The following is a 14,272-nucleotide window of genomic DNA, read 5'->3' on the forward strand; positions in this document are numbered from 1 at the left end:
TCCCGGGCAACAGCCGGGTCGCAAGCGGGGGCGTGCCTATTGAGCTTACTTGGGCATCAGCGCCCAGTAGTCGAGATCCAGCAGAACCTCGGGCAGGTATTTGCCGTCTTCGCCCTTCAGCGCGAAGGGGGCGCCGCCGCTGGTGGCGACCAGGCGCAGGCGGATGGCACCGACGCCGGGGGCTTCGGTATCGGCCTTGTCCAGTACCTCGGACCAAGCGCGGATGGTGGTGCCGGACAGGCAGGGGTTCGCATGCGCACCGCCGTTGAGCCCGACGATCATCTGCGCATTGGCCAACCCGTTGAAGGACAGCGCCCGCGCCATGGAGATTACGTGACCGCCATAGATCAGCCGGGTACCATCGGGCCGCGCGGTGGCGTCGAAATGCACCTTGGCGGTGTTCTGCCACAGACGGGTGGCCAGCATATGCTCGGCCTCTTCAACCGTCACACCATCGACGTGGTCGATGGTCTCGCCCACCTCGTAATCGCCCCAGCGATGCGCCTCACCGGCGAGGGTGAAGTCATAGGTGCTGAAATCAAGCCCGCCGGGGATCTTCAGATCCGAGGCCGGGATCACCTTGCTCAGTTCGGGGATCACGGTTTCGGGCGCGGGCGCATCAAGGTCCTTCTTACGCACCATCACCCAGCGCACGTATTCCATCACGACATCGTCGTTCTGGTTCAGCCCGCGGGTCCGCACGTAGACCACGCCCGATTTGCCGTTGGAGTTCTGCTTGACCCCGATCACCTCGGATTCCGAGCGCAGCGTGTCGCCCTCGTAAACAGGCAGCAACCAACGGCCCTCGGCATAGCCCAGGTTCGCGACGGCATTGAGCGAGATATCCGGTACCGTCTTGCCGAACACGATGTGGAAGGCCGCCAGATCATCCAGCGGCGCTGCAGGCAGACCACAGCCGCGCGCAAATTCATCCGAGGAATAGAGCGCATGACGCGCCGGATAGAGCGCGTGATACAGCGCCCGTTCGCCCCCCGAAACGGTGCGCGGCACCGCGTGGGCGATCACATCCCCCACCTTGTAGTCTTCGAAAAAGCGCCCCGGATTGGTTTTTGCAGCTGTGGTCTTGGCCATCAGTGCTCTCCTAGTTTTGTGTCAGGTGTGTATGTGCCCTCCACCTCTTTCACCACGGATTGGCCGCAACGCATGATGCCCTTGACCGGGTCAAAGGTCTGGGTGGGGGAGCCATACAGCTCCCATCCCTTGTTCAGCGCATCGGTCACCTTGTGACAAAAGGCAGAAGTGTCGTCTTCGCTCAGAAAGCGGTAAAGTTTCATGGCTCAGTTATCCCGGAAATGGTGTGGGGCCGATCAGCCCATGAATATAGCCGATCACCGCCAGCAGCACGATCGAGGCGACAAAGAACATGCCATCCTTGGCGATGCTGCCCTTGGGGCCGGGCGTCCATTGCGGCTCTGCGCGGTTGATCAGCATCATCTGCACCGGCACATAAAGCAGCATACCGCCAAACAGCACGATCGAGGCGAGATCGCCATTGACCAGAAGGTGCGCAATCGCCCAAAGCGCGAAACCCGTCAGCATCGGATGCCGCATACCGGACAGCAGGGCGCCCTTTTTCGGGGCCGGAGACATCATATAGATCGCAATCAGCACCAGCAGGTTGTTGATATGCACCATGAAGGACGGCGGCGCCCAGACGTAGATGAAATCTGTAGCGCGATAGCCGATGACCATCAGGACAATGCCCGCCACGATGGCCAATGCGGTGATCCCCTTGCCTTTGTCGCCAAGGGAGGCGCGCGCGTCGGGGGCGAGGCGTTTGAACATATGCCCGCCCCACCAAAGCAGGATGCCCAGGACCAGAAGTGCCATATCAGTCTCCGATTTAGGTGTTAAACTGATTCACACCTAGGCCGAAATGGCTGCGATTGCATCCGCTTTTGCAAGAATCTCCCGCGCCGTCGCGACGTGCAGGTTCTCGACGATCTTGCCATCAACCACGGCCACGCCCTGCCCCGACGCTTCGACCTCTTCAAAGGCGGCAATCTGGCGGCGGGCCAGATCAATCTCGGCCTCAGACGGGGCAAAGGCGGTGTTGGTCACATCAACCTGCGCGGGGTGGATCAGCGTCTTGCCGTCAAAGCCCATGTCGCGACCCTGATCGCATTCAACTTTCAGCCCCCCATCATCCTTGAAGGCATTGTAGACGCCATCGACGATGATCTTACCTTCGGCCTTGGCCGCGAGCAGGCACAGGCCCAGCCCGGCCATCATCGGCAGGCGGTCGGCGCGGAACCGGGTCTGCAACTCCTTGGCCAGATCGTTGGTGCCCATCACCATGCCCTGCAATTTGGGATGCGCTGCGATCTCCGCCGCATTCAGCATGCCGCGCGGGGTTTCCATCATTGCCCAGAGCGGCTTGTCACCGGTGATTTCGGCCAGCGCGTCCAGATCAGCCGACGAGGAAACCTTCGGCAGCAGGATCGCATCGCAATCCATCTTTGCCGCCGCCTCGGCATCGGCGCGGCCCCACTGGGTGTCCAGCCCGTTGATCCGCACGATCCGCACCCGGGCGCCATACCCCCCTTCGGCCAGCGCCGTGGCCAGCGTGTCGCGGGCGTTTTCCTTTTCCTCGACCGAAACCGCGTCCTCGAGGTCAAAGATCACCGCATCAACCGGCAGGTTGCGGGCCTTGTCCAGCGCGCGCGGCTTTGAGCCGGGGATATACAGAACCGAACGATAAGGGCGGGTGCGCGGGTCCATCTGATCTCTCCAAGTTATTTTGTTGCGCAAACCGGTACAGATTCGGCCAGATACTTTCAAGAAAAATCCTGCCGCAGTGCAGAAAGCACAAAATCCGCGCAACAAAGTCCTTGAATTTCCAACCGAATCGTGGGCGCGCACAGGGTTAACCTGTTATCAGCACCTTCTTGGCACAGTTTACCTATCGCGCAGGTGATCACGGCCAGCCCATTTCAGTCCGACTGTGATCCGCCCGCACGGGGCCGGAATGGCCTGCATTGAACCTGCTGACCCGGCGGTCCGCAGACTCCCCTGGGCCAAAGGCCCGCATAACGATTACGTCACTCACACACCGGCCCACACATGGGACTTCGGAAGAGCGCAGGTTGCTGTCTCTTTCCCTGTCAGGCCGTTCGGGAAAGGGTAAAACCCATGAAGAAGACGATGTTCAAAACAACCGCAGGTCTGGCCATCCTGGTGCTGACCGCAACGCAATCCTTCGCCCAGGGCCGCAACTGCGCCCCGCGCGAGGTCGTCGTCGGACGACTGGCCGAGAAATACGGCGAAAGCCGCCAAAGCATCGGCATTGGCGGTCAGGGCGTGGTGATGGAGACCTTTGCCTCGACCGAATCCGGCACCTGGACCATCACCGTGACGATGCCCAATGGCATGACCTGCCTGATGGCCTCGGGCCAATCCTACGAGGCGCTGGCCGAAGCCCTGCCCAACGCAGACAACGACGCCTGATACGGCCTGCTGACACGGGCCGGGATGCGCAGGGCCTAGCCCTCAGGTCAGCCCGTCCCAGATCAGTTTGACGCCCGTCACCGTCAGCAGGACATAGGCCAAGGCAAAGAATACCCTTTCGGGAATGCTGTGGTGCAGCCGCACCCCCGCCCATGTCCCGAATAGGGCAAAGGGCGCCAGCATCAGATCCAGTTTCAGCGTCTCGGCGCTGAACAGGCCCAGCCCGGCATAGGGCACGGCCTTGGCGATATTCAGCACCCAGAAGACCAGCACCGTGGTTGCCTGATATTCGGTTTTCGTAGGGCGGCGGCTGAGGAGATAGACCGCGGCGGGCGGCCCGCCCGCGTGGCTGACGAAGCTGGTGAAGCCCGCAACGCCCCCGGCCAGAACCCCGCTCCAGCCCGGCAGATCGCGCTGCGCCCGCATGGCCAGCCCGATGCGGCCGCGCAATTGCCAGATCACAAAGGCAATCGACAGCCCCCCGATCAACAGCCGCATGGTATCGGCCTCGATTGCGGAGAACAGCCAGGCCCCCAGCGCCACCCCCGGCAACCCGCCCGCGATCAGCAACAGACCATCGCGCCCATTCCAGCGCCGCCAATAGGGTCTGAGAGACGCCACATCGATCAGCATCAACAGCGGCAGCATCAGCGCAAGCGCCTGACCCGGCTCGACAATCAGCGCAAGAATCGAAGCTCCGGCAAAGGCCGCGCCCGAGCCAAAGCCGCCCTTGGACACCCCGGCAAAGACCACGGCAGGCACCGCAACGGCGAAAAACATCGGGTTGACATCCACCATCGGCACGCAGCAGAACTCCTTTATTTCAAAATCATTTAGCCCGCCCTTCGGCAGGCCCGCAAGCCGCGTAAAGCCCACGCCGCAGCGCAGAAGGCTTGCGTGGCGGCGCGTTAGGGCTTAGGCATCGCTGCAAATTCAACCGGACCGGAGAGACATCCCCATGGCACGACCCAAAATCGCCCTTATCGGCGCAGGTCAGATCGGTGGCACCCTTGCCCATCTCGCAGCTCTGAAAGAACTCGGCGACGTCGTTCTTTTCGATATTGCCGAAGGCACCCCGGAAGGCAAAGCGCTGGATATCGCAGAATCCGGTCCCTCCGAAGGTTTTGACGCCTCGCTGAAGGGCACCCAGAGCTATGCCGATATCGCGGGCGCAGACGTCTGCATCGTCACCGCCGGCGTGCCGCGCAAGCCGGGCATGAGCCGCGATGACCTGCTGGGCATCAACCTGAAAGTGATGAAATCCGTTGGCGAAGGCATCCGCGACAACGCGCCCGACGCCTTTGTGATCTGCATCACCAACCCGCTGGACGCGATGGTCTGGGCTCTGCGCGAATTCTCGGGCCTGCCCCACGAGAAAGTCTGCGGCATGGCCGGCGTTCTGGACTCCGCCCGCTTCCGCCACTTCCTGGCCGAAGAATTCAAGGTCTCCATGAAAGACGTCACCGCCTTCGTTCTGGGCGGCCACGGCGACACCATGGTTCCGCTGACCCGCTACTCCACCGTTGCCGGTATCCCGCTGCCCGACCTGGTGCAGATGGGCTGGACCACACAAGAGAAGATGGACGCCATCGTGCAGCGTACCCGTGATGGCGGCGCCGAAATCGTTGGCCTGCTGAAAACTGGCTCCGCCTTCTACGCACCGGCGACCTCGGCAATCGAAATGGCCGAAGCCTACCTGAAAGACCAGAAGCGCGTTCTGCCCTGCGCCGCCTATGTGGACGGTGCCTTGGGTCTCAACGGCATGTACGTGGGCGTGCCCACCGTGATCGGTGCCGGCGGCGTCGAGCGCGTCATCGACATCAAGATGACCAAAGACGAGCAAGCCATGTTCGACAACTCGGTCAACGCAGTCAAAGGTCTGGTCGACGCCTGCAAAGGCATTGACGCCTCGCTGGCCTAAGCGCCAAGCCGTAAGACGCGGTCGTCAGACAAAATTGCAAAAGGGTCCGGTTTTCCGGGCCCTTTTTCGTTGCGGATCAGCGGCTCACTGCTTGACCAGCGCCAGGGTGATCACCCGCTGCATCTCGGCCAGGTAGTCCGCATCGGACCAGCCGTTTTCCAGCACGCAATGCGCCCATCCATCCATGCTGAGCAGAGTGAAATAGAGATCCGTCGCCTGCGCTTCGCTTAGATGCTCCAGCAGGTCGCCATCGGATTTCAGCGCCTTCACCGCCTCGGCGCAGCCTTCCTTCATGGCGCGGATCCTGTCCTGCCAAGCGGATTTCGCCTCTTCATCACTCGCGCCCATCCGCATCAACGACTGTTTCAGTGGGTAGATCTCCGGAAAGAACTCCAGCATCGCCCGAGTGTAGGCCTCTAGGCGGCTGCGCCCGTCCGGCGCCGTGCGGCTGGGCGCCAGCCGCGCCTCTATATCGAGCTGATCGCCGAAATGCAGGATCGCCGAGATCAGCATCTCCGAACGGTTAGAAAAATGGGCATAGACCGTTTGCCGGGTCACCCCGGCAGCCTTGGCCACATCCACCATCCGCAGGGGTGATCCCCCGGGGGCCAGCAGCAACGACAGGACGGTTTCAAGGAGTAGATTGCGGGTTTGCACGCGCTTATTTGACACGATGTAAGATTCCAGCTTGACATGACGTAAGATTATGCGCCACAAGATCACAAATCTTACACCGTGTCAAAGGAGGCATTCTCATGTCGAAATACGTGAAACCCTATCTGTTTCTGTCCGCTGCAGTCCTGCTCTTCGTCGGGGTGATGCTCAGCTTTGCGCCCGAAGCGCTTTATGCCAGCTCTGCCCAGATCCTGCCGGACAGCACCATGATCCGATCGGACCTGCGCGCAGGCGGGGTGGTGGTGCTGATTTCCGGCCTTTTCGTGCTGGGCGCGGCGCTGCGCGGACGGGATATGCAACCTGCCCTGCTGCTGTCCCTGCTGATCTATGCAGGCTACGGGCTGGGCCGCATCGTCAGCATCGGATTTGACGGTACCCCAGATGCCACACTGATCATCGTGACGGTGACCGAATGGGCGTTTGTCCTTGGCGCGCTGATCCTGCTGCGGCGCCGACAATCCGCCGACACTGCCCAGCCGATGGCTGCGCACTAACCCACCCACCTCCAGAACCGGGTCTTGCGGGTCTCATCCCATCATAATTTATAAGGTGGATGAGACCCGTTTTGCTGTCCGGGATCGTGCTGACGATCTGACCGATGCGTTGTTCCGGAGGGGATCATGGCGACAGGCTTTGCCGGAGCTGCCCGTGCGAGGGTGACGACATTCGGCATTTTGAATAAATTTTCAGCGCCAGACGAATCAAGCGCCGCGTCGTCAAATTTGTGATCACAGCCCTCAAACGTGTGATCACAAATGCGAAAAAACTTCATCATTTCTCGGACTGCCGTCAGAAAACCCTTTAAACCTTTGCTCTATGACGGCGTTATAGTGACGACCAATTTAGCCAGACGGGACAGTTTTCTATGAACATCCACGAATATCAGGCCAAGGCCCTTCTCCGCAGCTACGGCGCTCCGGTGTCCGACGGGCGCGTGGTGCTGAAAGCCGATGAAGCAAAAACCGCAGCCGGCGAGCTGGACGGCCCGCTCTGGGTTGTCAAAGCGCAGATCCACGCAGGTGGCCGCGGCAAGGGCTCCTTCAAGGAAGCCGATGCCGGTGAAAAAGGTGGCGTACGCCTGACCAAATCGGTCGAAGAAGCCGCCGAAGAAGCCAAGAAGATGCTGGGCCGCACCCTTGTGACCCACCAGACCGGCCCGGCGGGCAAACAGGTCAACCGCATCTATATCGAAGCCGGGTCCGGCATCGAGACCGAGCTGTATCTCGCGCTGCTGGTGGACCGCCAGACCTCGCGCATCTCCTTTGTCTGCTCCACCGAAGGCGGCATGGACATCGAGGAAGTCGCGGCAGAGACCCCGGAAAAAATCCTCTCCTTCTCCGTCGATCCGGCCACCGGTTACCAGCCGTTCCACGGCCGCCGCATCGCCTTCTCGCTCGGCCTCAAGGGCGCGCAGGTCAAGCAGTGCGTGCAGCTGATGGGTCAGCTCTACAAAGCCTTCGTCGAAAAAGACATGGAGATGCTGGAGATCAACCCGCTGATCGTGACCGATGGCGGCGATCTGAAGGTGCTTGACGCCAAGCTGGGCTTTGACGGCAACGCCGTTTACCGCCACCCCGATGTGGCCGCCCTTCGCGACGAGACCGAAGAAGACCCCAAAGAACTCGAAGCCTCCAAGTATGACCTGAACTACATCGCGCTCGACGGTGAGATCGGCTGCATGGTGAACGGCGCGGGTCTGGCGATGGCCACCATGGACATCATCAAACTCTACGGCGCTGAGCCTGCGAACTTCCTCGACGTGGGCGGCGGCGCCACCAAGGAAAAAGTGACCGAGGCGTTCAAGATCATCACCTCTGACCCCAACGTCAAAGGCATCCTGGTCAACATCTTCGGCGGCATTATGCGCTGCGACGTCATCGCCGAAGGCGTGGTCGCCGCGGTGAAAGAGGTCGGTCTCGAGGTTCCGCTGGTCGTGCGTCTGGAAGGCACCAACGTCGAAGCAGGCAAGGAGATCATCAACACCTCCGGCCTGGACGTGATCGCGGCAGACAACCTGTCCGACGGCGCCGAGAAGATCGTTAAGGCCGTCAAAGGCTAATCCTTGGGGTGGGTGACAACCCACCTTTCCCCAAAGCTCAGAATTCTAAGGAGAACGCCAAATGGCAGTCCTCATCGACGAAAACACCAAGGTCATCTGTCAGGGCTTCACCGGCTCGCAGGGCACCTTCCACTCTGAACAGGCCATCGCCTATGGCACCAAGATGGTCGGCGGCGTGACCCCCGGCAAAGGTGGTCAGAACCACCTTGACCTGCCGGTCTTCAACTCGGTGCACGAAGCCAAGCACGTGACCGAAGCCAATGCATCCGTCATCTACGTGCCGCCCCCCTTCGCGGCGGATTCCATCCTTGAAGCGATCGACGCCGAGATGGAACTGATCGTCTGCATCACCGAAGGCATCCCGGTTCTGGACATGATGAAGGTGCAGCGCGCGCTGGAAGGCTCCAAATCGCGCCTGATCGGCCCGAACTGCCCCGGTGTCATCACCCCCGACGCCTGCAAGATCGGCATCATGCCCGGTCACATTCACAAACGCGGGAGCGTGGGTGTTGTGAGCCGTTCCGGCACCCTAACTTACGAAGCCGTGAAACAGACGTCTGATATCGGCCTCGGCCAATCCTCTGCGGTTGGCATCGGCGGTGACCCCATCAAGGGCACCGAGCACATCGACGTGCTGGACATGTTCCTCGATGACGACGAGACACAGTCGATCATCATGATCGGTGAAATCGGCGGCTCTGCCGAAGAGGAGGCAGCAGCCTTCCTCGCCGAGCAGAAGAAGAAAGGCCGCTGGAAGCCGGTTGCTGGCTTCATCGCCGGCCGTACCGCCCCTCCGGGCCGCCGCATGGGCCACGCGGGCGCGATTGTCGCCGGCGGCAAGGGCGGCGCCGAAGACAAGATCGAAGCCATGAAATCGGCCGGTATCGTGGTCGCCGACAGCCCCGCGGGCCTGGGCGAAGCGGTGCTGAAAGCGATCGAGCTGGGCTGACGTGTCTGCGGCTGACCATATCAGCCACGGGCAGCGCCCGACCCTGGGGGGGTGCGAAAGCGCCCTCCCGTGGAGTGGGTTCGGCGCTGCCCGGCGTTGCCGCCGGGCGGTGTCTTCAGTTTTGACAAATCACCTTCACCCGGACCCTGTTGCTGAAGAGGCCATCCCGGCGTCTTTTGCAGCAGCGTCCCGTTGCGGCTTCACCTTTCGGAAACCCGGGTCGGCCAGTCTGCTCCGAATGACCACAGGCCAAGTCGCACACGGTTCCACCCTGCAAGAGGCGCCCAAATGACTGAACACAACCCAGATGATGTCTTCCCTGCGCCCTCATTCCGCACGCGGCTGCACACCACTGCAGGCGCGCTGTGTCTTTCCGTGCTGACCGCAACCTCCGCTGCGGCCATCACCGCCCCGATGCAGGGTGTTCTGAATTTCGAACCCGGCACCCCCATCGAGGACATCAAAGCCCGCCTCGCAAACGAAATCTGCAAAGGCGCCAGTTCCATAACAATTACCTCCGGCCCGGAACCGGCGCTTGACCCGACCAAGGAACAAGTCACGTTCCAGTGCGAACCCTGATCTGACCCCACAACCGCATACCGACTCTTCGGGAGTTATAGATGACCGACCAAAGCCCAAATGACATTTTCCATGCGTCCTCGTTCATGCAAGGACACAATGCGGAATATCTGGAGCAGCTTTATGCCCAGTATGCCAATGACCCGAGTGCGGTAGATGCCGCCTGGGCCGAGTTCTTCCGCCAGATGGGCGATGCCGAGCTTGACGTGAAAGCCGAGGCCGCAGGCCCGTCCTGGGCCCGCAGCGACTGGCCACCCGCGCCCAATGACGATCTGACCGGTGCGCTGACCGGCGAATGGCCCGCTCCGGTGGAGGCCAAGGCCGCAGGCAAGAAGATCGCGGAAAAGGCCGCAAAGGCCGGGGTTGAGGTCTCTGACGAACAGATCCAACGCGCGGTGCTGGATTCGATCCGCGCCCTGATGCTGATCCGCGCCTACCGGATCCGGGGCCATCTGGCCGCCGATCTGGACCCGCTGGGCATGCGCGGCCAGACCCCGCACCCGGAGCTGGACCCCAAGACCTACGGCTTCACCGATGCGGACATGGACCGGCCGATCTTCATCGACAACGTGCTGGGGCTTCAGGTCGCCTCGATGCGGCAGATCATCGACATCGTGAAGCGCACCTATTGCGGCACCTTTGCGCTGCAATACATGCATATCTCCGATCCCGAGCAGTCCTCCTGGCTGAAAGAGCGGATCGAGGGCTTCGGCAAGGAAATCCAGTTCACCCGCGAGGGCCGCAAGGCGATCCTCAACAAGATGGTCGAGGCAGAGGGCTTTGAAAAGTTCCTGCACGTCAAATACATGGGCACCAAGCGCTTTGGCCTAGATGGCGGCGAAAGCCTGATCCCGGCGATGGAGCAGATCATCAAGCGTGGCGGCAACCTCGGCATCGAGGAAATCGTCATCGGCATGCCGCACCGTGGCCGCCTGTCGGTTCTGGCCAACGTGATGCAGAAGCCCTATCGCGCCATCTTCAACGAATTCCAGGGCGGCAGCTTCAAGCCCGAAGACGTGGATGGCTCGGGCGACGTGAAATATCACCTCGGCGCCTCCTCGGACCGCGAGTTCGACAACAACACCGTTCACCTGTCCCTGACCGCCAACCCCTCGCACCTTGAGGCGGTGAACCCGGTGGTTCTGGGCAAGGTCCGCGCCAAGCAGGACCAGAAGAGTGACGCCACCCGCACCAAGGTTCTGCCGATCCTGCTGCACGGCGATGCGGCCTTTGCCGGTCAAGGCGTTGTGGCGGAATGTTTCGCCCTGTCGGGCCTGCGCGGTCACAAGACCGGCGGCACCATCCACATCGTGGTGAACAACCAGATCGGCTTCACCACCGCGCCGCATTTCTCGCGCTCCTCGCCCTACCCCACCGACAACGCGTTGGTGGTCGAGGCGCCGATCTTCCATGTCAACGGCGACGATCCCGAAGCCGTGGTGCACGCCGCCAAGGTCGCGACCGAGTTCCGTCAGAAGTTCGGCAAAGACGTGGTCATCGACATGTTCTGCTACCGCCGGTTCGGTCACAACGAGGGCGACGAGCCCATGTTCACCAACCCGTTGATGTACAAGAACATCAAGAGCCATAAGACCACGCTCAGCCTCTATACCGAGCGTCTGGTCAAGGACGGTCTGATCCCCGAGGGCGAAATCGAGGACATGAAGGCCGCCTTCCAGGCCAAGCTGAACGAGGAATTCGAAGCCGGTAAGGACTTCAAGCCCAACAAGGCCGACTGGCTGGATGGCCGCTGGTCGCATCTGGACAAGCAGAAGGACGACTATCAGCGCGGTCAGACCTCGATCAGCGAAGAGACCTTCAACGAGGTTGCCGGTGCTCTGACCCGCCTGCCCGACGGTTTCCCGGTGCACAAGACCATCGGTCGCTTCCTCGATGCACGCGCCAAGATGTTCGAAAACGGTGCTGGCATCGACTGGGCCACCGGCGAGGCACTGGCCTTTGGCTCGCTCCTGACCGAAGGCTACCCGGTACGTCTGGCCGGGCAGGACTCCACCCGCGGCACCTTCTCGCAGCGCCATTCCGGCATCGTGAATCAGGACACCGAAGAACGCTACTACCCGGTCAACAACATCCGGGCGGGCCAGTCGCAATACGAGGTGATCGATTCCGCCCTGTCGGAATACGCGGTTCTGGGCTTTGAATACGGCTACTCTCTGGCCGAGCCCAACGCGCTGACCCTGTGGGAAGCCCAGTTCGGCGATTTCGCCAACGGCGCCCAGATCATGTTCGACCAGTTCATCTCCTCCGGTGAAAGCAAATGGCTGCGGATGTCCGGCCTTGTCTGCCTTCTGCCGCATGGTTTCGAAGGTCAGGGCCCCGAGCACTCCTCGGCGCGTCTGGAACGCTTCCTGCAGATGTGCGGACAGGACAACTGGATCGTCGCCAACTGCACCACACCGGCGAACTACTTCCACATCCTGCGCCGTCAGCTGCACCGCACCTTCCGCAAGCCGCTGGTGCTGATGACACCGAAGTCGCTGCTGCGTCACAAGCTGGCGGTCAGCAAGACCGAGGAATTCACCACCGGTTCCAGCTTCCACCGGGTGCTGTGGGATGACGCCCAGCACGGCAATTCGGAAACCAAACTGGCTGCCGACGACAAGATCAAGCGCGTCGTGCTGTGCTCGGGCAAGGTCTACTACGACCTCTTGGAGGAGCGCGACGCCCGTGGCATCGACGACATCTACCTGATGCGGATCGAACAGTATTACCCCTTCCCGGCGATCAGCTTGGTGAAGGAGCTGGAGCGGTTCAAGGATGCCGAAGTGGTCTGGTGCCAGGAAGAGCCCAAGAACCAGGGCGCCTGGACCTTTATCGAGCCCAACATCGAATGGGTGCTGACCCGCATCGGCTCCAAGCACACCCGGCCCCAATACGTCGGCCGCGCCACATCGGCTTCGCCCGCGACGGGCCTGGCCAGCCAACACAAAGCCCAACAAGCCGCGCTTGTGAATGAAGCGCTGAGCATCTGAGGAAAAGAGATATGACCACCGAAGTGCGCGTACCCACCCTGGGTGAATCCGTGACCGAGGCAACCGTGGCCACCTGGTTCAAGAAACCCGGTGATGCGGTTGCTGCCGATGAAATGCTCTGCGAGCTGGAGACCGACAAGGTCACCGTCGAAGTGCCCGCCCCCGCCGCTGGGGTGCTAGCCGAGATCGTTGCCGCCGAAGGCGACACAGTGGGCGTTGATGCGCTGCTGGCGAATATCTCCGAAGCAGGCAGCGCAGGCTCCGAAACACCCCAGCCCAAGGCTGCTGCGCAGGCCGAAGCGGCCCCCGCAGGCGGGGATGACACCGCCGCGGCCGGCGGTGCCTCCACCGACGTGATGGTGCCGACCCTTGGCGAATCCGTGACCGAGGCGACCGTCTCCACCTGGTTCAAGAAGGTCGGCGACACTGTCGCGCAGGATGAAATGCTCTGCGAGCTGGAAACTGACAAGGTCTCTGTCGAAGTGCCCGCGCCCGCCGCTGGCGTTCTGGCCGAAATCACCGCGCCCGAAGGCACCACCGTGGATGCCTCGGCGAAACTCGGCGTGATCTCGGGCTCCGGTGCTGCGGTGGCGGCGGCCCCGGCTGCTGCGCCCGCTGCAGCTGCGGCACCTGCCGCCGCGGCCAAGGACGTCGCCAATGCGCCCTCGGCGGAAAAGGCCATGGCCGAAGCCGGGATCTCCGCTGCCAATGTCGAAGGCACCGGCCGCGATGGCCGCATCATGAAGGATGACGTTGCCCGCGCCGTGGCCGCCGCAGCCTCTGCCCCCGCGCCTGCTGCTGCCCCGGCCGCACCGCGCGCACCGGTTGCTGCCGATGATGCTGCACGCGAAGAGCGGGTGAAGATGACCCGCCTGCGCCAGACCATCGCCAAGCGTCTGAAGGACAGCCAGAACACCGCCGCCATGCTGACCACCTATAATGAGGTGGACATGACCGAGGTGATGGCCCTGCGCAATCAGTACAAGGACCAGTTCGAGAAGAAGCACGGCGTGCGTCTCGGCTTCATGTCCTTCTTCACCAAAGCCTGCTGCCACGCGCTGAAAGAAGTTCCCGAGGTCAACGCCGAAATCGACGGCACCGACATCGTCTACAAGAACTTCGTGCATATGGGCGTTGCTGCCGGCACCCCCACCGGCCTCGTGGTTCCGGTCATTCGCGATGCGGACAGCATGTCCTTTGCCGAGATCGAAAAGGCAATCGCCGAGAAGGGCAAGCGCGCCCGTGACGGCAAGCTGTCGATGGCTGAGATGCAGGGCGGCACCTTCACCCTGTCCAACGGTGGTGTCTATGGCTCCTTGATGTCCTCGCCGATCCTGAACCCGCCGCAATCGGGTATTTTGGGTATGCACAAGATCCAGGACCGCCCGATGGCCATCAATGGTGAGGTGGTGATCCGCCCGATGATGTATCTGGCGCTCAGCTATGACCACCGCATCGTCGACGGCAAAGGCGCCGTGACCTTCCTGGTGCGCGTCAAGGAAGCCCTGGAAGATCCCCGCCGCCTGCTGATGGATCTGTAAAGAACATAGGGCAGCGCCCGACCCTGGGTGGGTGCGAAAGCGCCCTCCCGTGGGGAGGGTCGGGCGCTGCCCGGCACTGCCGGGCAA

Annotated in this window: 14 protein-coding genes; 8 read left to right on the top strand and 6 right to left on the bottom strand. The window is 61.9% G+C overall.

Annotated features, from left to right (window positions below; translation table 11 throughout):
* Window positions 1-45 precede the first annotated feature (45 nt).
* Genes AC5SSZ_RS18830 through AC5SSZ_RS18845 form a run of 4 tightly spaced genes read right to left on the bottom strand, consistent with a single transcriptional unit; the run spans window position 46 to window position 2,742 of the window.
* Window positions 46-1,092, bottom strand: coding sequence for a MaoC family dehydratase (locus AC5SSZ_RS18830; RefSeq protein ID WP_369000852.1), 1,047 nt, complete (start codon window positions 1,090-1,092; stop codon window positions 46-48).
* On the bottom strand, window positions 1,092-1,295 hold the full coding sequence (locus AC5SSZ_RS18835; protein WP_065272517.1) for a DUF1737 domain-containing protein: 204 nt from the start codon (window positions 1,293-1,295) through the stop codon (window positions 1,092-1,094). The genes AC5SSZ_RS18830 and AC5SSZ_RS18835 overlap by 1 nt, the downstream gene beginning before the upstream one ends.
* A 7-nt stretch (window positions 1,296-1,302) precedes the next feature.
* Window positions 1,303-1,851, bottom strand: a complete 549-nt coding sequence (locus AC5SSZ_RS18840; RefSeq protein WP_065272516.1) for an NnrU family protein — start codon at window positions 1,849-1,851, stop codon at window positions 1,303-1,305.
* 36 nt (window positions 1,852-1,887) lie between these two features.
* A complete protein-coding gene (locus tag AC5SSZ_RS18845; RefSeq protein ID WP_495439384.1) occupies window positions 1,888-2,742 on the bottom strand; it encodes an HpcH/HpaI aldolase/citrate lyase family protein in 855 nt (284 codons plus the stop codon).
* A 411-nt stretch (window positions 2,743-3,153) separates the two neighbouring features.
* On the opposite strand from AC5SSZ_RS18845, the gene AC5SSZ_RS18850 reads away from it, so the two are divergent.
* Complete coding sequence (locus tag AC5SSZ_RS18850) at window positions 3,154-3,468, top strand: hypothetical protein (RefSeq protein ID WP_065272514.1); 315 nt, start codon at window positions 3,154-3,156, stop codon at window positions 3,466-3,468.
* A gap of 42 nt (window positions 3,469-3,510) precedes the next feature.
* Here the strand turns inward: AC5SSZ_RS18850 and AC5SSZ_RS18855 are convergent, their stop codons facing one another.
* The gene (locus AC5SSZ_RS18855; RefSeq protein ID WP_495440329.1) at window positions 3,511-4,266 is read right to left on the bottom strand and encodes a sulfite exporter TauE/SafE family protein; all 756 of its coding nucleotides are present in this window, start codon (window positions 4,264-4,266) and stop codon (window positions 3,511-3,513) included.
* 160 nt (window positions 4,267-4,426) lie between these two features.
* On the opposite strand from AC5SSZ_RS18855, the gene mdh reads away from it, so the two are divergent.
* On the top strand, window positions 4,427-5,389 hold the full coding sequence (mdh, locus tag AC5SSZ_RS18860) for a malate dehydrogenase (protein WP_065272512.1): 963 nt from the start codon (window positions 4,427-4,429) through the stop codon (window positions 5,387-5,389).
* 84 nt (window positions 5,390-5,473) lie between these two features.
* Here mdh and AC5SSZ_RS18865 read toward each other — a convergent pair whose 3' ends face one another.
* Window positions 5,474-6,061, bottom strand: a complete 588-nt coding sequence (locus AC5SSZ_RS18865) for a TetR/AcrR family transcriptional regulator (RefSeq protein WP_274827602.1) — start codon at window positions 6,059-6,061, stop codon at window positions 5,474-5,476.
* An 83-nt stretch (window positions 6,062-6,144) separates the two neighbouring features.
* On the opposite strand from AC5SSZ_RS18865, the gene AC5SSZ_RS18870 reads away from it, so the two are divergent.
* From AC5SSZ_RS18870 to odhB, 6 genes are all read left to right on the top strand, one after another.
* Window positions 6,145-6,558 (top strand): DUF4345 domain-containing protein, encoded by a 414-nt coding sequence (locus tag AC5SSZ_RS18870; protein WP_495439388.1) that lies wholly within the window; start codon window positions 6,145-6,147, stop codon window positions 6,556-6,558.
* A gap of 371 nt (window positions 6,559-6,929) precedes the next feature.
* Window positions 6,930-8,123 (top strand): ADP-forming succinate--CoA ligase subunit beta, encoded by a 1,194-nt coding sequence (gene sucC, locus AC5SSZ_RS18875; protein WP_495439389.1) that lies wholly within the window; start codon window positions 6,930-6,932, stop codon window positions 8,121-8,123.
* Window positions 8,124-8,184: 61 nt separating this feature from the next.
* Complete coding sequence (sucD, locus tag AC5SSZ_RS18880) at window positions 8,185-9,072, top strand: succinate--CoA ligase subunit alpha (RefSeq protein WP_274831418.1); 888 nt, start codon at window positions 8,185-8,187, stop codon at window positions 9,070-9,072.
* 288 nt (window positions 9,073-9,360) lie between these two features.
* A complete protein-coding gene (locus tag AC5SSZ_RS18885) occupies window positions 9,361-9,651 on the top strand; it encodes a hypothetical protein (protein WP_495439391.1) in 291 nt (96 codons plus the stop codon).
* Window positions 9,652-9,692: 41 nt separating this feature from the next.
* Window positions 9,693-12,644 (top strand): 2-oxoglutarate dehydrogenase E1 component, encoded by a 2,952-nt coding sequence (locus AC5SSZ_RS18890; protein ID WP_065272507.1) that lies wholly within the window; start codon window positions 9,693-9,695, stop codon window positions 12,642-12,644.
* Between the two features lie 11 nt (window positions 12,645-12,655).
* Window positions 12,656-14,185, top strand: a complete 1,530-nt coding sequence (odhB, locus tag AC5SSZ_RS18895) for a 2-oxoglutarate dehydrogenase complex dihydrolipoyllysine-residue succinyltransferase (RefSeq protein WP_495439393.1) — start codon at window positions 12,656-12,658, stop codon at window positions 14,183-14,185.
* The last annotated feature ends 87 nt before the right edge of the window (window positions 14,186-14,272 follow it).

This window comes from Phaeobacter sp. CC-HEC084 (assembly GCF_059429255.1).

Bases quoted from the DNA above. Each gene is read 5' to 3' on its own strand.
- odhB (WP_495439393.1), top strand. From the start codon at position 12,656: ATGACCACCGAAGTGCGCGTACCCACCCTGGGTGAATCCGTGACCGAG.
- AC5SSZ_RS18885 (WP_495439391.1), top strand. From the start codon at position 9,361: ATGACTGAACACAACCCAGATGATGTCTTCCCTGCGCCCTCATTCCGC.
- AC5SSZ_RS18850 (WP_065272514.1), top strand. From the start codon at position 3,154: ATGAAGAAGACGATGTTCAAAACAACCGCAGGTCTGGCCATCCTGGTG.
- sucC (WP_495439389.1), top strand. From the start codon at position 6,930: ATGAACATCCACGAATATCAGGCCAAGGCCCTTCTCCGCAGCTACGGC.
- AC5SSZ_RS18830 (WP_369000852.1), bottom strand. From the start codon at position 1,092: ATGGCCAAGACCACAGCTGCAAAAACCAATCCGGGGCGCTTTTTCGAA.
- AC5SSZ_RS18890 (WP_065272507.1), top strand. From the start codon at position 9,693: ATGACCGACCAAAGCCCAAATGACATTTTCCATGCGTCCTCGTTCATG.
- sucD (WP_274831418.1), top strand. From the start codon at position 8,185: ATGGCAGTCCTCATCGACGAAAACACCAAGGTCATCTGTCAGGGCTTC.
- mdh (WP_065272512.1), top strand. From the start codon at position 4,427: ATGGCACGACCCAAAATCGCCCTTATCGGCGCAGGTCAGATCGGTGGC.
- AC5SSZ_RS18840 (WP_065272516.1), bottom strand. From the start codon at position 1,851: ATGGCACTTCTGGTCCTGGGCATCCTGCTTTGGTGGGGCGGGCATATG.
- AC5SSZ_RS18845 (WP_495439384.1), bottom strand. From the start codon at position 2,742: ATGGACCCGCGCACCCGCCCTTATCGTTCGGTTCTGTATATCCCCGGC.
- AC5SSZ_RS18855 (WP_495440329.1), bottom strand. From the start codon at position 4,266: ATGGTGGATGTCAACCCGATGTTTTTCGCCGTTGCGGTGCCTGCCGTG.
- AC5SSZ_RS18835 (WP_065272517.1), bottom strand. From the start codon at position 1,295: ATGAAACTTTACCGCTTTCTGAGCGAAGACGACACTTCTGCCTTTTGT.
- AC5SSZ_RS18870 (WP_495439388.1), top strand. From the start codon at position 6,145: ATGTCGAAATACGTGAAACCCTATCTGTTTCTGTCCGCTGCAGTCCTG.